General features: G+C 70.8%; 17 protein-coding genes and 1 tRNA gene. 11 read left to right on the forward strand and 7 right to left on the reverse strand.

Annotation, left to right across the window (positions count from 1 at the left end; all coding sequences use genetic code 11):
* Positions 1 to 44: 44 nt before the first annotated feature.
* Positions 45 to 695: a hypothetical protein gene (locus ACLQ3B_RS01270; protein WP_425776586.1), complete on the reverse strand. Its 651-nt coding sequence runs from the start codon at positions 693 to 695 to the stop codon at positions 45 to 47.
* Positions 696 to 947: 252 nt separating this feature from the next.
* Between ACLQ3B_RS01270 and ACLQ3B_RS01275 the strand changes: the two genes are divergently transcribed.
* Positions 948 to 1547 (forward strand): copper resistance CopC family protein, encoded by a 600-nt coding sequence (locus ACLQ3B_RS01275; protein ID WP_425776588.1) that lies wholly within the window; start codon positions 948 to 950, stop codon positions 1545 to 1547.
* A gap of 86 nt (positions 1548 to 1633) precedes the next feature.
* Here ACLQ3B_RS01275 and gltX read toward each other — a convergent pair whose 3' ends face one another.
* From gltX to ACLQ3B_RS01290, 3 genes are read right to left on the reverse strand one after another with little or no spacing between them, the layout of a single operon-like run.
* Positions 1634 to 3043, reverse strand: coding sequence for a glutamate--tRNA ligase (gltX, locus tag ACLQ3B_RS01280; RefSeq protein ID WP_425776590.1), 1410 nt, complete (start codon positions 3041 to 3043; stop codon positions 1634 to 1636).
* A gap of 51 nt (positions 3044 to 3094) precedes the next feature.
* Positions 3095 to 4372, reverse strand: coding sequence for an MFS transporter (locus tag ACLQ3B_RS01285; protein ID WP_425776592.1), 1278 nt, complete (start codon positions 4370 to 4372; stop codon positions 3095 to 3097).
* Complete coding sequence (locus ACLQ3B_RS01290) at positions 4369 to 5718, reverse strand: GH1 family beta-glucosidase (protein WP_425776594.1); 1350 nt, start codon at positions 5716 to 5718, stop codon at positions 4369 to 4371. The genes ACLQ3B_RS01285 and ACLQ3B_RS01290 overlap by 4 nt, the downstream gene beginning before the upstream one ends.
* Positions 5719 to 5906: 188 nt before the next feature.
* Here ACLQ3B_RS01290 and ACLQ3B_RS01295 point away from each other — a divergent pair, with 188 nt between their 5' ends.
* The gene (locus ACLQ3B_RS01295; protein WP_363616103.1) at positions 5907 to 6353 is read left to right on the forward strand and encodes an SRPBCC family protein; all 447 of its coding nucleotides are present in this window, start codon (positions 5907 to 5909) and stop codon (positions 6351 to 6353) included.
* A 263-nt stretch (positions 6354 to 6616) separates the two neighbouring features.
* Here ACLQ3B_RS01295 and aceE read toward each other — a convergent pair whose 3' ends face one another.
* Positions 6617 to 9355: a pyruvate dehydrogenase (acetyl-transferring), homodimeric type gene (gene aceE, locus ACLQ3B_RS01300; RefSeq protein ID WP_425776596.1), complete on the reverse strand. Its 2739-nt coding sequence runs from the start codon at positions 9353 to 9355 to the stop codon at positions 6617 to 6619.
* 178 nt (positions 9356 to 9533) lie between these two features.
* Here aceE and ACLQ3B_RS01305 point away from each other — a divergent pair, with 178 nt between their 5' ends.
* Together ACLQ3B_RS01305 and ACLQ3B_RS01310 are read left to right on the forward strand one after the other, a co-directional pair.
* On the forward strand, positions 9534 to 10007 hold the full coding sequence (locus ACLQ3B_RS01305; protein ID WP_425776598.1) for a hypothetical protein: 474 nt from the start codon (positions 9534 to 9536) through the stop codon (positions 10005 to 10007).
* Between the two features lie 26 nt (positions 10008 to 10033).
* The gene (locus ACLQ3B_RS01310) at positions 10034 to 10438 is read left to right on the forward strand and encodes a YjbQ family protein (protein WP_425776599.1); all 405 of its coding nucleotides are present in this window, start codon (positions 10034 to 10036) and stop codon (positions 10436 to 10438) included.
* Positions 10439 to 10560: 122 nt separating this feature from the next.
* On the opposite strand, the gene ACLQ3B_RS01315 is transcribed toward ACLQ3B_RS01310, so the two are convergent.
* Positions 10561 to 12210, reverse strand: coding sequence for an alkaline phosphatase D family protein (locus tag ACLQ3B_RS01315; protein ID WP_425776601.1), 1650 nt, complete (start codon positions 12208 to 12210; stop codon positions 10561 to 10563).
* A 204-nt stretch (positions 12211 to 12414) separates the two neighbouring features.
* On the opposite strand from ACLQ3B_RS01315, the gene ACLQ3B_RS01320 reads away from it, so the two are divergent.
* From ACLQ3B_RS01320 to ACLQ3B_RS01350, 7 genes are all read left to right on the forward strand, one after another.
* The gene (locus ACLQ3B_RS01320) at positions 12415 to 12894 is read left to right on the forward strand and encodes a MarR family winged helix-turn-helix transcriptional regulator (protein WP_425776603.1); all 480 of its coding nucleotides are present in this window, start codon (positions 12415 to 12417) and stop codon (positions 12892 to 12894) included.
* Positions 12895 to 12945: 51 nt separating this feature from the next.
* On the forward strand, positions 12946 to 15429 hold the full coding sequence (locus tag ACLQ3B_RS01325) for a thiamine pyrophosphate-dependent enzyme (protein WP_425776605.1): 2484 nt from the start codon (positions 12946 to 12948) through the stop codon (positions 15427 to 15429).
* Between the two features lie 112 nt (positions 15430 to 15541).
* Positions 15542 to 15979 (forward strand): DUF3052 domain-containing protein, encoded by a 438-nt coding sequence (locus ACLQ3B_RS01330; RefSeq protein ID WP_030330240.1) that lies wholly within the window; start codon positions 15542 to 15544, stop codon positions 15977 to 15979.
* A gap of 89 nt (positions 15980 to 16068) precedes the next feature.
* Positions 16069 to 16533, forward strand: coding sequence for a peroxiredoxin (locus ACLQ3B_RS01335; protein WP_425776607.1), 465 nt, complete (start codon positions 16069 to 16071; stop codon positions 16531 to 16533).
* Positions 16534 to 16609: 76 nt separating this feature from the next.
* Positions 16610 to 16681, forward strand: a tRNA-Val gene (locus tag ACLQ3B_RS01340).
* A gap of 178 nt (positions 16682 to 16859) precedes the next feature.
* Positions 16860 to 17432 (forward strand): RNA polymerase sigma factor, encoded by a 573-nt coding sequence (locus tag ACLQ3B_RS01345; RefSeq protein WP_425776609.1) that lies wholly within the window; start codon positions 16860 to 16862, stop codon positions 17430 to 17432.
* Positions 17429 to 18574, forward strand: coding sequence for a hypothetical protein (locus ACLQ3B_RS01350; RefSeq protein WP_425776611.1), 1146 nt, complete (start codon positions 17429 to 17431; stop codon positions 18572 to 18574). The genes ACLQ3B_RS01345 and ACLQ3B_RS01350 overlap by 4 nt, the downstream gene beginning before the upstream one ends.
* Positions 18575 to 18678: 104 nt before the next feature.
* On the opposite strand, the gene ACLQ3B_RS01355 is transcribed toward ACLQ3B_RS01350, so the two are convergent.
* Positions 18679 to 19263 carry a TetR/AcrR family transcriptional regulator gene (locus ACLQ3B_RS01355; protein WP_425776612.1) on the reverse strand — a complete coding sequence of 195 codons (585 nt, stop codon included), beginning with the start codon at positions 19261 to 19263 and terminating at the stop codon, positions 18679 to 18681.
* Between the last annotated feature and the right edge of the window lie 67 nt (positions 19264 to 19330).

Below are 19330 nucleotides of genomic sequence, written 5' to 3' on the forward strand. Positions count from 1 at the left end.
TGCGTCGGGTCAGCGCGTGCGCCAGCTCAACCCCGTGCGCCAGCTCAGCGCGTGCGGCGGCGGATCAGCAGGGCGATCCCGGCGAGGCCGACCGTGATGGTCAGCATCACGCCGACGTTGAGCAACAGCAGGCGTTGCAGGTCGCCGAGCGCCTCGTCGAGGTCCTTCGCCGGGTCGAGCGTGTCCTCCGGGAGCACCCGCTCGCCGCCGCCGGCGCCGCCGCTGACCGTGTCGAACTGCCGCTCCAGCGGCACACCGGCGGTGCGCAGGGTCTCGGACATGCTGAGCCGACCCAGGAACCAGCCGGCGCTGGTCTTGCGACCGTCCGGCTGCTTCGCCGGCCGGTAGACGCGAGGGCCACCGACCGCCTTGGGATAGAGGTCGTACGTCTGCTTCGGCGTCTCGCCGGCGAGCACCACGACCGTGTACTTCGGACCGAGGCTGGCCGCCTTCGGGCCGGTCGGCATGCCGGTGCGAGCGAGGAAGTTGACCTGGTCGATGACCGCGCCCACGAGGGCGGGCTCCGTGTCCTCGTGCATCCGCAGCGGCGCGGACAGCCCCGTGCCGGTGATGTCCACTCCGGCGGGTGGCGGCTTCGGCGCCGCCGAGGCCGGGCCGGCGGTGCCAAGCGACAGCAGCGCCGCCGCCAGCGTGCCCGCCAACACGGCGGCCAAGCGCCTCATGTGTCGGACCATCCCGCCTCCTCGCCCCGTTCGATGGATGGCTTCGTCGTGACGTCTGGACCGATCTGCCGGTGCGGCATCGACCAGATGGTCGCGTCCACTCCTACAGACTCCGCAGAACGTCGATGAGTTGCAGCTTTTGGAACAGTATTTGGAACTATCTGCGATCTCTGCTCGACTAGTGAGGAGCCGTTTGATCAGCGGGCGGATCGTACCCTTACGGAGGGGTTCATGGGGGGCAGGGTTGCACGTACGGTGCGGGTCATGCCAGTGGTGCTCGGCGTGGCGTTCGGTGTGTCGTTTCTGGTGCCGGCGACACCGGCCGCCGCCCACAACGAGCTGACCGGCAGTAACCCGCGCGATGGCGCCCGCGTGGCGACGGCACCCGCCCGGGTCGAGCTGCGGTTCCTCGCCAAGCCGTCACCGACTACGACGAAGATCACAATAACCGGACCGGACAATGTGGTCGCCGGCGGGACTCCCGCCTTCGACGGCAGTCGGGTGCGGGTGCCGTTCAAGCCGGCCGCCGCGGGGCTCTACATCGTCGGCTACCAGCTCGCGTCGTCCGACGGGCATCCGGTGAAGGGCGAGGTGCGGTTCACCCTCACGACCGGCACCGCCGCCGACCCGTCCGCCTCGCCGTCGGCCGCCGCCAGCACCAGCCCGGCCGGCTCGCCCTCGGCCGTGGGTGAGCCGACCGCCGGGCCCGCGTCGGCGACACCCGGCAGCTCGACTGCCTCCACAGTGCCGGCGGCAAAGGAGCAGTCCGACTCCGCCGGCCGTTGGTGGCTCTGGCCGCTAGGCGCCCTGCTACTACTAGCCGCCCTAGCAGCCGGCCTCCTGTTCCGCCGCCGCCAAACCTAGTCGATCATGGAGTTGTGGTGGCTGACAAAGTCCCCGTGGGTCGCCAAACCGGGCACCACAACTCCATGATCGACGGAGGTGGGGGCCTAGACCAGGCGCAGGCGGGCGGCGCGGATCCGGGTCAGGGAGCGCTCGCGACCGAGCACCTCCAGCGACTCGAACAGCGGCAGACCCACGGTGCGGCCGGTGACCGCGACCCGCACCGGCGCCTGCGTCTTGCCGAGCTTGAGGCCCCGCTCGGCGCCCACCGCCTCCAGCGTCGACTTCAGCGACTCGGCATCCCAGGACTCCAGCGCCTCGAACGCCGCGACGGCGTCGTCCAGCAGCTCGGCGGAGCCGTCCTTCATCGTCTTGGTCCAGGCGGCCTCGTCGATCAGCGGCGAGGCCAGGAAGAGGAAGTCGACGTTCGGCACGATCTCGCTGAGCACCGCGATCCGCGTCTGGGCCAGCGGTGCCACGGCGGCGAACGCGTCGGCGTCGAACTCCTCGGGCTGCCACGGCGGTGGCGCGATGGTCCCGGTGCCGGTCAGCCACGGCTGGCAGGCGTCGATGAACTCGGCCACCGGCAGCGCGCGAATGTACTCACCGTTGAACGCGCGCAGCTTCTTCTCGTCGAAGAACGCCGAGGAGAGGTTGACCTCGTCCAGCCGGAACTCGTCCTCGATGACCGACCAGGGAACGATCTCCCGGTCGCCGGAGGGCGCCCAGCCGAGCAGCATCAGGTAGTTGCGCATCGCCCCGGCGAGGTAACCCTCGTCGCGGTACGCCTCCAGGGCGACCTTGTCGCGGCGCTTGGAGAGCTTCTGTCGCTTCTCGTTGACCACCACCGGCACGTGCGCCCAGACCGGCGGCTTGACCCCGAGGGCTTCCCAGAGCAACTGCTGCTTGGGGGTGTTGGGCAGGTGCTCCTCGGCCCGGATCACGTGGGTGATCCCCATGGTCATGTCGTCGACGACGTTGGCCAGCAGAAAGACCGGCGAGCCGTCGCCCCGGGCGATGACGAAGTCCTCGATGAGCTTGTTCTCGAAGGTGGGCTCACCGCGGATCAGGTCGACCACCACTGTCGTGCCCTCGTCCGGCGTACGGAAGCGCAGCGCACGCCCCTCGCCCGGGCCCAGGCCGAGATCGCGGTGGTAGCCGTCGTAGCCCTGGTACTGCGAGCCGGTGCGGGCCTGCACGTCCTCACGGGTGCAGTCGCAGTAGTAGGCGCGGCCCGACTCGTACAGGCGCGCGGCGGCGGCCCGGTGCTCGCCCGCGTTCGCCGACTGGAAGTACGGGCCCTCGTAGCTCCCCCGGGAGATCCCGATCCAGTCCAGCGCGGAGAGGATGCCCTCGGTCCACTCGGGCTTGTTGCGCGCCGCGTCGGTGTCCTCGATACGCAGCACGAACACGCCGCCCTGCTGCTTGGCGTAGATCCAGTTCTGCAGCGCCGAGCGGGCGCCGCCGACGTGGAACATACCGGTCGGGGAGGGGGCGAAGCGCACACGTACTGTCACGTCCCCCAGCCTACGGCGGTACGCGACTGCTTTCCGCCACCGCCCCCTGGCTCACGGCACTGAGCGGATCTTCACGACCAGGGCGCTGCCGACCAGGGTGACCACGGCGGTGACCGCGTAGAGCGTGGGATAGCCGCCCAGGTACACCACGAGCGGGGCGGAGAGCGCCGGGCCGAGCACCTGCGGTGCCGAGTTGGCGATGTTGATGACGCCCAGGTCCTTGGCCCGGTCGGTGGCCCGGGGCAGCACCTGAGTGATCAACGCGGCGTCCACCGCGAGGTAGACGCCGTAGCCGGCGCCGAGCAGCAGCGCCGCGACGACGGCCATCGGCCAGACCGGCGCGACCGCGAGCAGCAGCGCCGCCACCGCCATGATCAGCCCGGACACGATGACGTAGATCTTGCGGCGGCCGGAGCGGTCGGACAGCCGGCCGGCGACCACAGCGGTCAGCATCATTCCGAGCGTGTAGAGCAGGATCAGCACCAGCAGGCCGGCCTCGGGGTCGGGGTGGCCCACCCCGTCGGTGAGGAAGTACAGCAGGTAGAGGGTGCCCAGGGCGTTGCCGAGCTGGACCAGGAACCTGGTGATCCAGGCCCAGGCGAAGTCCGGGTGCCGACGGGGGCTGATCCACATCGAGGCCAGCAGCGCCCGCGTCCGGATCGCCGGCCGATGCGTACGCGGCAGCGGTTCGTCGGGGGTGAGCAACGCGAACGGCAGCGACAGCAGCAGGATGGCCACGGCGATGGCCAGGTAGCCGGCGGCGTTACCGGTGACCACGGCGGTGACCAGCACCGCGCCGAGCACCAGCCCGAGCGCCTGCGGGATGCCCACCCAACCCGAGACCCCGCCGCGCTGCGTCACCGGAACCCGGTCCGGAATGGCCGCACTGAGGCTGGCCAGCATCGCGTTGAAGCAGATCTGCGCGGCGACCCAGCCGAGGGCGACGCCGAGGATGGTCCGCTGCTGGGCCAGCAGCACCAGGGCCGCCGCGCCGAGCACCGCCCCGCCCGCCGTCCAGACGTGGCGTCGACCGAACTCGCGGCCGGCGATCCGCAGGCAGGTCCGGTCGGAGAACGCGCCCGCGAGGGGGTTGGCCAGCACCGCGGCCAGCGCACCGAGGCCGGTGACCACGGCCAGCATGTTCTCCTTGTCGCCCGGCGCGATCTGCTCGATCTGCTGCGGCAGCAGCACCTGGATCGGCGTGAAGAACGCCATCCACACACCGAGGTTGGCCGCGAAGATCAGGCCGATCCAGCTGCGCCGCACCGGCGCCGTCGGCTCGGCGAGCGCCGCCGGCAGCGCCGCCGACGTCGGGTCGAGGGTGGTCACCGCGCCGACCCCGGCCGGTTGGCCGCGATCACGTCGCGAAACCAGGTGTACGACGACTTCGGCGTACGGGTCTGGGTGGCGTAGTCGACGTGCACCAGGCCGAAGCGCTTGGTGAACCCCTCGGCCCACTCCCAGTTGTCCAGCAGCGACCAGACGAAGTACCCGCGGACGTCCACCCCGTCGTCGATGGCGGCGCGGACGGCGCGCAGGTGCCCGTCGAGGTACGCGATCCGCTCCGGGTCCGCCACCTGCCCGTCGGCGTCGGGTGCGTCGTCGTACGCGCAGCCGCTCTCGGTGATCTCGATGGGCGGCAGCGCGTCCCCGTACGTGTCGCGCAGCCAGTCGAGCAGCTCGCGCAGCCCGTCGGGGGCCACCGGCCAGTCGAAGGCGGTACGCGGGTAACCGTCCAGCGGCACGAGGTCGAACGGCAGCGGTGAACCCTCCTCGGCCGCCCGTACACCTGTGGGGTTGTAGTAGTTGACCCCGAGCACGTCGATCGGCGCGGCGATCGTGTCGAGGTCGCCGGGGCGGACGACGCTGGGGTCGAAGCCGGGCAGCTCCGGGTAGCCGCGGCCGAGCAGCGGGTCGGTGAAGAGCCTGTTGTGCAGCGTCTCGTACGCGACCCCGGCGTCACGGTCGGCGTCACGGTCGCCGAGCACCCGCACCGGCGAGTAGTTGTTGGCGATCGCCACCGGGCTGGTGGTGTGGGATCGCAGCGCGGCGACCGCGAGCCCGTGCCCGAGCAGTTGGTGGTGGGCGACCGGGAAGGCGTCGAACAGCAGCGTCCGGCCCGGGGCGTGCTCGCCCATGCCGTAGCCGAGGCTCATGTGGATGAACGGCTCGTTCAGGGTGATCCAGAGCCGGACCCGGTCGCCGAGCCGGGTGGCGGTCCTCTCGGCGTACTCGGCGAAGCGGGCGGCGGTGTCGCGGTGCAGCCAGCCGCCGGCGTCTTCGAGGGGTTGCGGCAGGTCCCAGTGGTAGAGGGTGGCCACCGGGTCGACGCCGGCGGCCAGCAGCTCGTCGACCAGCCGGTCGTAGAAGTCCAGGCCGGCCGGGTTGGCCGGGCCCGTGCCGGTGGGCTGCACCCGGGGCCAGGCGATGGAGAACCGGTACGCGGAGACGCCCAGGCCGGCCAGCAGCGCCACGTCCTCGCTGTGCCGGTGGTAGTGGTCGCAGGCCACCTCGCCGCTGCTGCCGTCGCTGATCCGGCCGGGGGAGTGCGCGAAGGTGTCCCAGATGGACGGACCTCGGCCGTCGGCGGTGGTGGCGCCCTCGATCTGGTGGGCCGATGTGGAGACGCCCCAGCGGAAGCCGGTGGGGAACTCGGGCATTGGTGCGGTCGACATGCGCCCTCCCGGTCAACGTGAAACGTGTTCGGGACTTTAGGGCGCTGTCGATGAATGCGCCATAGGCCGGCCTGGCGCAATACGCAATGGTTGATCGGCGTGTCTTTTTCCGAACCCGTCCAGGTAAGTCCGATTTAGCGCATAGAGTGCCGATATCGTGTGATGTCCTCACCGGAGGAAAGACGGAAATGATCCTCGTGGAACGCAGTGCGCACGTGGCGGCGCCAATTGAAGTGGTCTGGGATGTCGTCCAGCGGGCCGAGCAGTTGCCGGCCTGGCTGGCCGGGGTCCGCGCGGCCGAAGTGCTCTCGGGAGAGGGCTTCGGGCGGCGACAACTTGTCCAGGCGGGGCGCGGCTCGGCGCATGAGGCCGAGGTGATCGCCTATCAGGAGCCGACGCTGATCGGCTGGCGGGAACGGGCGAGGGGTGCCGGTGCTCGTGCGGAGGCGCGCACCGAAATCTACGTCCAGCTCACCGGAGACGAGGAGGAGGGCGGAACCATCGTGCGCCTCATCGTGGTCCGTTGGCCGGCCGGCCCGGTCAAGGCGGCTCTGCTGCGCCTCGGACTGCGTCGGGTCGGCGCCGACCTGGAGGACTCGCTGGCCCGGCTCACCGACCTGGCCGCCGTCGGCTGACGAGCGCCCATCCTCCCGGCGTCACCCGCGACGGCGGTGGTCCGGATCCCCGCCAGGGCCCCCGGACCACCGCCGCTTCCGGCTCCGGACCCCGAACCCGCTGGGCCGTCCGCTGCGGTCGATCATGGAGTTGTGGTGCCTGGTGCGAGGTGACTTGACCGCTTCGTCCCCCACCACAACTCCATGATCGACCCGAGTGGGGTGGGGCCGACCGAGGAAGGGCCCGGCGCGCGTGCGCCGGGCCCTTCCTTGGTCGTGCTGGATCAGCTGTCGCCGCCGGTCTCGCCGACCGGGGCGGCGTTGACGTCGTCGATCGCGTACTTCTTGGCGGCCTCGGCCGGCACCGTGGTCGCCACCGCGCCGCTGCGGGCGAGCTGCCGCAGCGTGGCCACCACGATCGACTCCGCGTCGACGTGGAAGTGCCGGCGCAGCGCGTGCCGGGTGTCCGACATGCCGAAACCGTCGGTGCCGAGCGACGTGTAGTCGCCGGGTACCCAGCGGGCGATCAGATCCGGTACCGCACGCATGAAGTCGCTGACCGCGACCTTCGGCCCGTCCGCGTCGGCCAGCTTCTGCTGGATGTACGGAAGCTTCGCCTCCGCGCCCGGATTGAGGAGGTTGTACTCCTCGGTCTCCACCGCGTCGCGGCGCAGCTCGGTCCAGGAGGTCACCGACCAGACGCTGGCGGCCACCCCCCAGTCCTGGGCGAGCAACTGCTGAGCCTTGAGCGCCCACTGCATGCCGGTGCCCGAGGCGAGCAGGTTGGCCTTCGGCCCGTCGACCTGCGGCGCCGGCGAGTAACGGTAGATGCCCTTGAGCAGGCCCTCCACGTCCACGTCGGCCGGCTCGGCCGGCTGCAGCGTCGGCTCGTTGTAGACCGTCAGGTAGTAGAAGACGTTCTCCTGCGCGTCCCCGTACATCCGGTGCAGACCCTGCTCCATGATGTGCGCGATCTCGTACGAGAACGCCGGGTCATACGCGACCACGGCCGGGTTGGTGGCGGCGATCAGCAGCGAGTGCCCGTCCTCGTGCTGGAGGCCCTCACCGTTGAGCGTGGTCCGACCCGCGGTGGCGCCGAGCAGGAAGCCCCGGGCCATCTGGTCGGCCGCGGCCCACAGCCCGTCGGCGGTCCGCTGGAACCCGAACATCGAGTAGAAGATGTACATCGGGATCATCGGCTCGTCGTGCGTGGCGTACGCCGAGCCGGCCGCGGTGAACGACGCCACCGAACCGGCCTCGTTGATCCCCTCGTGCAGGATCTGCCCGGAGGTCGACTCCTTGTACGACAGGAACAGCTCGCGGTCGACCGAGGTGTAGCGCTGGCCGTGCGGCGAGTAGATCTTCGCGGTCGGGAAGATCGAGTCGAGACCGAAGGTGCGGGCCTCGTCCGGGATGATCGGCACCCAACGCTTGCCGAACTCCTTGTCCTTCATCACGTCCTTGAGCAGACGGACGAAGGCCTGCGTGGTGGCCACCTTCTGCTTGCCCGAGCCGCGCTTGATGTCGGCGAACCGCTCCGGGCCGGGGATGGCCAGCCGCTTCGTGCTGGTCCGCCGGGACGGCAGGTATCCGCCGAGCTGCTCGCGCCGCTCCTTGAGGTACGCCAGCTCCTCGGACTTCTCACCCGGGTGGAAGTACGGCGGCAGGTAGGGGTTGTCCTCCAGCGCCTTGTCCGGGATGTCCAGGTAGAGCCGGTCGCGGAAGGTCTTCAAGTCCTCCAGCGTCAGCTTCTTCATCTGGTGGGTCGCGTTGCGGCCCTCGAAGTGCGAGCCGAGCGTCCAGCCCTTGATCGTCTTCGCCAGGATGACTGTGGGCTGACCGGTGTGCTCGGTGGCCGCCTTGTAGGCCGCGTAGAGCTTGCGGTAGTCGTGCCCGCCCCGCTTGAGGTTCCAGATCTCGTCGTCGCTGAGCGGCTCGACCATCTTGCGGGTCCGTGCGTCACGGCCGAAGAAGTGCTCCCGCACGTACGCGCCCGACTCCGCCTTGTAGGTCTGGTAGTCGCCGTCGGTCGTGGTGTTCATCAGGTTGACCAACGCGCCGTCGGTGTCCGCGGCGAGCAGCGGGTCCCACTCGCGACCCCAGACGACCTTGATCACGTTCCAGCCGGCACCCCGGAAGAACGCCTCCAACTCCTGCATGACCTTGCCGTTGCCCCGGACCGGGCCGTCCAGCCGCTGGAGGTTGCAGTTGATCACGAAGGTGAGGTTGTCCAACTCCTCGCGGGCGGCCACGCCGATGGCGCCGAGCGTCTCCGGCTCGTCCATCTCGCCGTCGCCGAGGAACGCCCAGACGTGCTGCTGGGAGGTGTCCTTGATGCCGCGGTGCTGTAGGTACCGGTTGAACCGGGCCTGGTAGATCGCGTTCAGACCGCCGAGGCCCATCGAAACGGTGGGGAACTCCCAGAAGTCCGGCATCAGCCGAGGGTGCGGGTACGAGGGCAGCCCACCACCGGGGTGCGACAGCTCCTGGCGGAACCCGTCGAGCTGGTGCTCGGTGAGCCGCCCCTCCAGGAACGCCCGCGCGTACATGCCGGGGGAGGCGTGGCCCTGGTAGAAGATCTGGTCCCCGCCGCCCGGGTGGTTCTTGCCCCGGAAGAAGTGGTTGAAGCCCACCTCGTAGAGCGACGCGGAGCTGGCGAAGGTGGAGATGTGCCCGCCGACGCCGATCTCCGGGCGCTGCGCCCGGTGCACCAGCATGGCGGCGTTCCACCTGACGTACGCCCGGATCCGCCGCTCGACGTGCTCGTCACCTGGGAACCAGGGCTCGCGCTCGGACGGGATGGTGTTGATGTAGTCGGTGGTGGTCAGGGGCGGAACCCCGACCTGGCGCTCACGGGCCCGCTCCAGCAGGCGCAGCATGACGTAGCGGGCGCGTTTGGCGCCGCGTTCGTCGATGACACCGTCAAGCGACTCGACCCATTCGCTTGTCTCGTCAGGGTCGATGTCCGGAAGCTGGCTCGGTAGGCCGTCGCTGATCACCGGGCGCTTGCGTTCCGTAGCCACAGGCGTTCCCTCGGTTGTGTGTGGGATAGGTCTCTAGCGCCATCCTGCCCCCTGGTGGCACCCGTCGTCACGTCTAGGTCCCCCCGACGCGATGCTGAACACAGATACTCGCCGGTAACTTAGCGCGACGACCGAGTGGAACCTGAGCGGTTTGACCGCCACTCCTACCGTCTGCACCATGAGCAGACGCCATGTGGCGGTCGCCGCGAGCATGATCGTTATCGGGGTGGTCGGCCTGGTCATCGGGGCGGTCGCCCTCGCCGCCGGCAACAACTGGCCGACCGTGGGACTGATGGCCCTCGCTGCCCTACTTGTCGTGTTCGGTGTGATCCTGCTGCGGGACGCGAGCCGGGCGGCCCGCCTGAACGGCCCGGAAGGCCGGCGCCGCCGTCTGGACACGGACGGCGGCGCCGGGTACCCCCTCTACCCGATGCCCGCCGGGGACGCCGGAAGCGGGTACGGCGGCCGCCAGCGCGACGGCGACCACGACAGCTCCGACGGTACGGAACCGGTCGGTGGCGGCGACTCCGGTGGAGGCTGGTCCGGCTGGGGCTGGTCCAGCGGTGACTCCGGCGGAGGCTGGTCCAGCGGTGACTCCGGCGGAGGCTGGTCCGGCGGCGGTGACTCTGGCGGCGGTGGCGGCAGCTCCTGACCACGCCCTGCGGCAGAATGCGACGTATGCGCAGCGACGTGATCACCGTCCAGACCGGGTCCCGGCCGACCGTCCGGGACATCACCGCGGAGGCCCAGCAGTTCGTCTCTGGCGAGGGTGACGGCCTGCTGCACGTCTTCGTGCCGCACGCCACCGCCGGCCTGGCGATCATCGAGACCGGGTCGGGCTCCGACGACGACCTGCTCCGGGCCCTGGACGACCTGCTCCCCACCGACGACCGCTGGCGGCACCGCCACGGCTCGCCCGGCCATGGCCGCGACCACGTGCTGCCGGCGTTCGTCCCGCCGTACGCCACGCTGCCCGTGCTCGGCGGGCGGCTGGCTCTCGGCACCTGGCAGTCGATCTGCCTCGTCGACACCAACGGCGACAACCCGACCCGCCAGGTCCGCTTCTCCTTCCTCCCGGGCTGACGGCCCGTCCTGGTCCGTCGTCCCGCCTCAAGACCCGCACAACTTCCCCGAAACTGCTGCCTCAGCGCGTGGCGAGGCCACATGTTCCCTGATGTTGCGCGGATCTTGAGGCGTAGGGCGGGTTACGGGCGGACTGTCTCCTGCTGGACGGTCTGCTGGCCAGGGTCCGCGGATGGCGTGGCGCTGCGGACCGCTGACGGGACCGGGTTGTCCGCCGTCTGGTGCAGGCCGGGCACGCGGTCCTCGATGACGAACGACGCCCGGGTGTACGCGGGCGCGCCCGGCCGACTGACGTAAGGCAGCACGTCGAAGTCGGCGGTGAGCTGTCCCGGGGTGATCGTGGTGCGGACGTACCCCCGCAGGTTGTTCTGGAAGCGGAGGTGCGGGTTGAACGCGAACCACGGGTGCGAGCCGGACGCCGAGTCCGCGCCGTCACCCGTCGAGGTGATCGAGGAGCAGACCAATTCGGTGCCGACGGTGCGCGAGGTCGGGTCGGCATAGTCCAGCTTGAGATCGCTGGCCCAGTGCGCGTGCACGTCGCCGGTCAGCACCACCGGGTTGCGTACCCCGGCGGCCAACCAACCCCGGGTGATGCGGTCCCGGGAGGCGACGTAGCCGTCCCACGAGTCCATGCTGGTGACGGTGAGCGGGCCGGAGTTGTTGTCCCGCTGAGCGAAGAAGACCTGCTGGCCCAGGATGTCCCACTGGGCGTCCGAGCGACGGAAACCGTCCAGCAGCCACGCCTCCTGCTCGGCCCCGGTGATCGACCGGGCCGGGTCGGATGCCGCCGCGCAGTCCCGGTAACCGTCGCCGCAGGCCTGGTCGTCGCGGTACTGCCGGGTGTCGAGCATGTGGAACGTGGCCAGCCGCCCCCAGCGCACCCGCCGGTAGAGCTGCATGTCGATGCCGCGGGGGATCGAGGTGCGTCGCAGCGGCATGTTCTCGTAGTACGCCTGGAACGCCGCCGCCCGCCGCGCGGGGAACTCCGGGTCCGGCGCCTCGGGCACCTCGTCGGCCCAGTTGTTCTCCACCTCGTGGTCGTCGAACACCACCGCCCACGGCGCCACCGCGTGCGCGGCCTGCAGGTCGGCGTCGGTCTTGTACTGGGCGTGCCGCTGCCGGTAGTTGGCCAGCGTCCGGGTCTCCGGTCCCTCGTGGTCACGCGGGTTGCCGGCGGGGACGGTGTACGTGTCCGGGGCGTATTCGTACTGGTAGTCGCCCAGGTGCAGGATCAGCTCCGGCTCGGTCTCGGCGAGGCGGCGGTAGGCGGTGAAGTAGCCGTGCTCGTACTGGGAGCAGGACGCGAAGCCCATCGCCAGGGCGGTCGGCATGGTCCACGGTGCCGGGGCGGTGCGGGTGCGGCCGGTCGGCGAGACGTGGCGTTCGGCGCGGAACCGGTAGAAGTACTCGCGCCCGGGCAGCAGGCCGGCCAACTCCACGTGCACGCTGTGCGCCGAGCGGGTGCGGGCGACCGCGACCCCACGGCGCACCACATGCCGGAACCGCTCGTCGGCGGCCAACTCCCAGTGCACCGGCACGTCGCGGTCCGGCATGCCGCCGAGGCCGTCCTCGGCCAGTGGTTGCGGGGCCAGGCGGGTCCACAGCACAAACCCGTCGTGGTCGGGATCGCCGGAGGCCACACCGAGGGTGAACGGATAGGCCAGCGGCCGGTGGGCCGCCGCCGCGCCGGCCGCCACCGGCAGCCCGGTGACCGCGCCCGCGGCGCCGAGTGCGGCGCCGGACAGCAGGATGGTACGTCGGGACAGTGACACGAAATCCTCCCCAGAATCCGATCTCTCGTGACTGGGCGAGCCTCGCGAGCGTTGGTGGCCGGGAGGTGACGACGAGGGCCCCGGTCCGTCGCCAGCAGTCGAACACCGACGATCGCGGTCGATCCGTCCCTGCCGGGCTTCAGTCCTCGCCGAGGAGTTTGATCGCCGACCCGGGCGGCGAGATGGCGTGCGTACGATGTGGTCGTGGCACGGCAGGTGGCTTCCGTAGTGGATGGGCCGGTGGATCGGGTCGGTCTCGCCGTCGATGTGGTGCGACGGCTGGCGCACGTCAGCGCCGCTCTGCGACACCGGCAGGGCTCCGCGTTCGCCGAGTTGGGGCTCACACCGGCGGCGGCCCGGGGGCTACGGGAGTTGGACCCGGACCACCCGCTGCCGGCCCGGGATCTCGCCGGTCAGCTGGGGTGCGACCGGTCGAACGTGACGGTGCTGGTCGACAAGTTGGAGCAGGCCGGGCTGGTCGAGCGCCGCACCGACCCGACGGACCGACGGCAGAAGACACTGCTGGTGACCGAGGAGGGTCGCGTCGTCCGGGCCCGGGTGATCGAGGTGATGTCCGACTCCCGACTCCTGTCCGGGCTGAGCGATGAGGAGCTGAGCACCCTTCGTGACCTGGTCTGGAAGGTGTCCGACGGCGGCTGTCCGGAGTCCTTCGGGCCGGAGTGAGCCCACCTCCGCCGGCCGTGTCCCACTGGGCGAGCAGGGCTTCCGTCGGTAATGCTGTCCGACGTGACCACCCCGCAAGATCTCGACGACCGGTTCCGGGAGACGCTGGCGGCTCTGCCCGCCGCCGAGCGGCGGCGTGACCCCGCCGACCCGGTCACCGACGACGCCCCACTGACCGGCGCGCAGGTGCTGGACCTGTTCGACGCGCAGGTGACCAGCCGACAGCTCGACCTGGCCGGCCGTTGGCTGCGCAGCTTCGGGGAGGGTTTCTACACCATCGGCTCGGCCGGGCACGAGGGCAACGCGGCGGTCGCCGCCGCGCTGCGTCCCACCGATCCGGCGTTGCTGCACTACCGCTCGGGCGCCTTCTACTGCCTCCGCGCCGCCCAGGCCGCCGCCGATCCCGCCCAGGCCGCCGCCGATCCCGCGCCGACCGCCGGCTCGGAGCGGTCCGCCGACGGCGCGCCGTCTGCCGACCCCGGGTCGACCGTCGATGCCGAGGTGTCCGAATCGGAGCCGTCCGGGCCCGACCCGACCTCGGCGACCGCCGCCGGGTTCGCGGCGTACGCCGACGCGGCCCGGGACGTGCTGCGCGGGATGGTGGCGTCCAGCCTCGACCCGATCGCCGGGGGCCGGCACAAGGTGTTCGGCCGAGCCGACCTGGCGATCGTGCCGACCACCTCCACCATCGCCTCGCACCTGCCCCGCGCGGTCGGGATGGGACTGGCCGTGGAGCGGCTGCGCCGGCTGGACAGCGCCGGACGGCGGACCGGGGCCGGGGTACGGGTCGGCAGCGGCGCGGGCGCCGCGCACGCTCCCTGGCCACCGGACGCGATAGTGGTCTGCTCCTTCGGGGACGCCTCGGTCAACCACGCCAGCGCCACCGCCGCCTTCAACACCGCCGGCTGGTACGACCACGCCGGGCTGCGGATCCCGGTGCTCTTCGTCTGCGAGGACAACGGGCTGGGCATCAGCGTCCGCTCGCCGGAGGGCTGGGTCGAGGTGACACTGCGGGCGAAGCCGGGCATCCGCTACTTCAGCGCGGACGGGGCCGACCCGGTGCAGACGTACGCGGTGGCGGCGGAGGCGGCGGCCTGGGTACGCCGGAACCGCCGGCCGGCCGTGCTGCACCTGCGCACCGTGCGGCTGATGGGGCACGCCGGGGCGGACGCGGAGTCGGCGTACCGGAGCCCGACCGAGCTGGCCGAGGACCTGGACCGGGACCCGGTGGCCGCCACCGCGCGGCTGCTGGTGGACGCCGGCGTGGCGACAGGTGAGGAGCTGCTGGCCCGGTACGACGAGACCGGCTGGCAGGTACGCCGGCTGGCCGAGGAGGTGCTGGGCGAGCCGAAGCTGGCGTCCGCGGCCGACGTGGTGTCGGCGCTGGCGCCGCGCCGTCCGGTGCGGGTGGCGCGGGCGGTGGCCGACGCCGCGGCGCGGGCCAGCGGGCCGGGCGCGGGCGCCCGGGCGGAGGCGTTCGGCGGGAAGCCACCGGAGCTGGCGGGGCCGATGACCCTGGCGCAGAGCATCAACGCCGCACTCGCCGACGGGATGCTCGACCACCCGCAGATGGCGCTCTTCGGGGAGGACGTGGCCGCCAAGGGTGGCGTGTACGGGGTGACGAAGGGGCTGCGCGACCGGTTCGGGGCGGCCCGGGTCTTCGACACCCTGCTCGACGAGACGTCGGTGCTCGGGCTCGGCCTCGGCGCCGGGTTGGCCGGGATGTTGCCGGTGCCGGAGATCCAGTACCTGGCGTACCTGCACAACGCCGAGGACCAGCTGCGCGGTGAGGCGGCCACCATGCGGTTCTTCTCGCAGGGCGCGTTCCGCAACCCGATGGTGGTGCGGGTGGCGGGCCTGGCGTACCAGGAGGGGTTCGGCGGGCACTTCCACAACGACAACTCGGTGGCCGTACTCCGGGATGTGCCCGGTCTTGTGGTCGCGGTGCCGGCGCGGCCGGACGATGCCGCGCCCATGCTGCGGACCTGCCTGGCGAGCGCTGCGGTGGACGGCAGTGTCTGCGTGTTCCTGGAACCGATCGCGCTCTACCACACCCGCGACCTGTACGCGGATGGTGACGGGGAGTGGTTGGCCGGCTATCCGGAACCGGGTGGGTGGGTGGCCGGGCACGTGCCGATCGGGCGGGCCCGGGTCTACCGGGTCGGCTCGGCGGATGATCTCACCATCATCACCTTCGGTAACGGGGTACGGATGTCGCTGCGGGCCGCGGCCGTCCTCGCCGAGGAGGGGGTGGGCACCCGCGTGGTGGATCTGCGTTGGCTGGCCCCGCTGCCGGTGGCGGACATCATCCGGGAGTCCTCGGCGACCGGCCGGGTGCTGGTCGTGGACGAGACGCGCCGTTCCGGCGGGGTCGGCGAGGGCGTGATCGCCGCGCTTGTCGACGGCGGATATGTCGGTGCCGCGCGTCGAGTGGCGGGAGTTGACTCGTTTGTACCATTAGGTCCGGCAGCACGTCACGTACTGGTCTCCGCGGAAGCCATTACCGACGGTGCCCGTACGCTGCTGGCACGGTAAATTCCGTTCCACCCGGTGCGCCACTTGCGCGCAGACCAACAACTGTGTGGACTTTGCCTGACGGCGTCGCAGCGACGTCGCGAGCAGGGACGAGATGAGGAGGCACGCGACAGTGAGCGCGACCGCTGGTCAGGCCGCCGACGGGGTACGCAGCCTGGCGGACCGGTTCGGAATCGAACCGGGGATGGTCGTCATGGAGATGGGGTACGACGACGACGTCGACCAGGATCTCCGAGACGCCCTGACCGACCGCTGTGGAGATCTGGTCGACGAGGACACCGACGAGGTGGTCGACGCGGTGCTGGTCTGGTATCGGGACGGCGACGGTGACCTTTTCGAGCTGCTCGTCGATGCCCTCGGCCCGCTGGCCGACAACGGCGTCGTGTGGCTGCTCACCCCGAAGGCGGGGCGTGAGGGGCACGTCGAGCCGAGCGAGGTCGCGGAGTCCGCGCCCACCGCCGGCCTCCAGCAGACCTCGACCGTGAACGCCGGCCGGGACTGGAGCGGCGCACGTCTGGTGCTGCGTCGAGGGGCCAAGGCCAAGAAGTAGCGAGCGCCTGCCTTCCGCGCCCGACGGTCCGCCCACCGCCGGGTAGCAGGCTGACGCCGTCCACCCGACTCGACGCGAGGAGAGTTCGCATGCTGATCGAGGTTGGTGCCGAAGCACCCGACTTCGTGCTCAAGGACCAGAACAACCAGGAGGTCCGACTCTCGGACTTCCGGGGCAGACGCACCGTGCTGCTGGTCTTCTACCCCCTCGCCTTCACCGGCACCTGCCAGGGTGAGCTGAGCGAGGTGCGAGACAACCTCGGCGAGTACGTGAACGACGACGTCCAGGTGTTGGCCGTCAGCGTCGACTCGGCCTACAGCCACAAGATCTGGGCCGACCGTGAGGGTTACCAGTTCCCGATGCTTGCCGACTTCTGGCCGCACGGTGCCGTCGCCCAGGCGTACGGGGTCTTCAACGACGTCGCCGGCTTCGCCAACCGGGGCACCTTCGTCATCGACCGGACCGGCGTGGTCCGCTTCGCCGAGATGAACGGCCCGGGCCAGGCCCGCGACCAGCAGGCCTGGCGCAAGGCCATCGCCGAAGCGACCACCTGACCGGGGTACGCCGTGCGCCCGGGTCGGTGGCGGGCAGGTAAGCTTGCCAGCCACCGGCCCGCCACACGGGCGATCCGGGCGCGTAGCTCAGTGGGAGAGCACCCGCCTTACAAGCGGGGGGTCGCAGGTTCGAAACCTGCCGCGCCCACACTCCGACCAGTAAGCGAAGAGGGCCACCGGATCACCGGTGGCCCTCTTCGTCTCAGTTGTCGTCTCAGTCGGCCTTCCAGAGCAGTCCGGCGACCTGTCCAGCAGCTCGGCGCCTGAACACTTCCCCGCCTGATCGGCAATGACAGGTTGAAGCGCGGACTTTGCCGAGGAGGGCCATGGCTTCGGATGCGGATCTGATAGGCCGGTCGCTGGATGGCGATGTCGACGCCTTCGTGGAGGTGGTCGAGCGTCATGAGGCCGCCGTCGGTTCGTACCTCGTTCGCCGGGCGGGGCGGGATGCGGCTGAGGACCTCCTGGGCGAGGTGTGGGTTGCGGCGTTCGAGTCGCGGCGATCGTACGACCGGTCGTACAACGATGCGCGGCCCTGGCTGTACGGGGTGGCGTTGAATCGCTTACGGCGCTACTGGCGGTCCCGGCCGGCCGAGGACCTGGTCGCGGACGTGCCGGACGTGGCTACTGGATGGGATCCGTGGTCGGCGGTGGACCTCGGCGTGGACGCCCGGGCGGTGCTCCGGTCGGCCCTGACGCGGCTCAAACCCGAAGAGCGGGAGGTCCTGAGGCTCGTCGCCTGGGAGGACCTGACCGCAGCCGACGCCGCGCGGGCACTCGGCATACCGGCCGGTACCGCGCGGCGGCTGCTGAGCCAGGCCAGGACGGCATTGCGCGACGCGCCGGGGGTGCCCGCGCTTCTGGAGGACCGCAACAGCGCGAAGGAGAGACACCGATGACCGACGAGCTCGATCTGGTCGGTGCGTTGGGCAGCGCAGAACCACTACGCCCGGAGGCGTATCAGCGGGCGCGGGCGGTGCTGCGGGCGGCCATGGCCGAGCCCGGAACCGTGCGGCTGCTGGACGCGATATCAGCGGAGGACACGACTATGGAGGCGACTTCAACAGTGGAAACGACGACTACCACGCGGGACCACGGAGCCGGCCCGGCGATTCAACGCCGCCGCCGGTTCGGTATCGCGGGCCGACTGGGCATCGGCGCCGGGGTAGGGGTTGCCGCCGCGGCGGCAGTCGTCGCTGTGGTGCTCAACTCGCCGGCGACCGGGGGCACCGAGGCCGGCAAGAGTTCGTCGGCAGCCACCTCGGGCTCGACCACCGTCGACGGGTCCGCCGAGAGCGCGCCGCTGATGACCCTGGCCGGATCCATCAAGACGGTCACCCCGTCGGCGGGCGACGCGTGGCTGGTGAAGGCGACGCAGGTCCACGGCACCAAGACCATGCAGGTCGTCTACACGCTGTACACCGACGGTCACGCGATCTATACGGGCAACAGCGTGAAGGACATCAAGCGTGCGATCGCCCGTCACCAGGACCAGATGACGGACGGCGGTTACGCTCCGCTCCTCAAGGCAGCCGCCGCCGCGGCGGACAGCAGCCCGGCCGACGGCCGGACCCAGATGCTCAAGGCGGCCAAGGATCCGCTGGTGGGCCTCGACCCCGCGGCGCAGAAGGCGGTGTGGGACAAGCAGCAGGCGGCCGCCCAGGTGATCATCAAGCAGAAGGGCGGCAGCGCCGAGCCGAAGCCGTACAGCCCTCAGGCCGTTCAGCGGCACTTCGACAACGCTCTGTGGACGTACAGCACGCAAGCGTTGTCCGCCGGCGACGGCAACACGCACATCCGGGCCGGTGTGCTGCGTCTGCTGTCCACCATCTCCGCGGTCAGCGTCAAGAACTCGACCACCCACGGCACGGCCACGCTGACGATCACCGCCGGCCCCGAGGTGTTCGGCGGCGAGAGCAGCGAGGTGCTGACCATTGACGCCAAGACCGGCATGCTGGTCAAGGGCGTCTCCACCGTGTCGGGCCTCCCCCAGGCCTCCACGACGTACGAATCCTCCCGCGTGACGAAGGCCGACCTGTAGGCCGGGAACCCCCACCCGCCAGCGGGCGTAACGCGCCCGGCGTTCGGTAACGGTGCGGGCCGCCTGGAGGCGGCCCGCACCGTTTTTTGGGGTTGTTCGCAGGACTATTCGGGGCGCAGTAGCCTGGCCAGGACGGTACGCAGCGCCTCGGCGGCCTCGCTCCGGGGCATCCGGCCGGCGTCGACTTCCTCGCCGGTGGCGTGGCCGATCTTGATAGTGATCGCGGCCAGCCAGGCGGCCGGGAGTCCTTTGTCGAACTCGCCGCTCGCCTGACCGCGCTGGATCACTCGGTTGATCCGGGCGGCGACCGGCGCGTGACGTTCTTCGTCGACGTGCGGGCTTACCGGTAGTGACGCGATCTGCTGGAGGAGGACCGGATAGCGCCCGGCGGTCCGGGCACCGGCTTCGAGGACGCGGATCAGCGCGTCCGTAGCGGATCCGTTGTCTGGCTCAGCGGCGTCCATCGCGGCGACAGCCTCGTCGGTGATCCGTCGGACGACGGCTGCCATCAGGTGCTCGCGGGACGGGAAATGGGCGTAGACGGTCTGCCGGGTCACCCCGGCGGCGCCGGCGATGGCGTCAAGGCTCGCGTCGGGCTGCGCGTCGAGCAGCCGGACTGCTGCGTCGAGGATCGAGCTGCTGTTGCGGCGGGCGTCTGCGCGTCGGTTGCGCTCTGCGGAGCCACTCATTTCTTACACCTTGCCAAAGTTCTCGGAGGTCTATATCTTACAAGCCGTAAAGATTCGCCGAATCACG

The organism is Micromonospora sp. DT53 (assembly GCF_049841535.1).
Taxonomy (GTDB): Bacteria; Actinomycetota; Actinomycetes; order Mycobacteriales; family Micromonosporaceae; genus Micromonospora.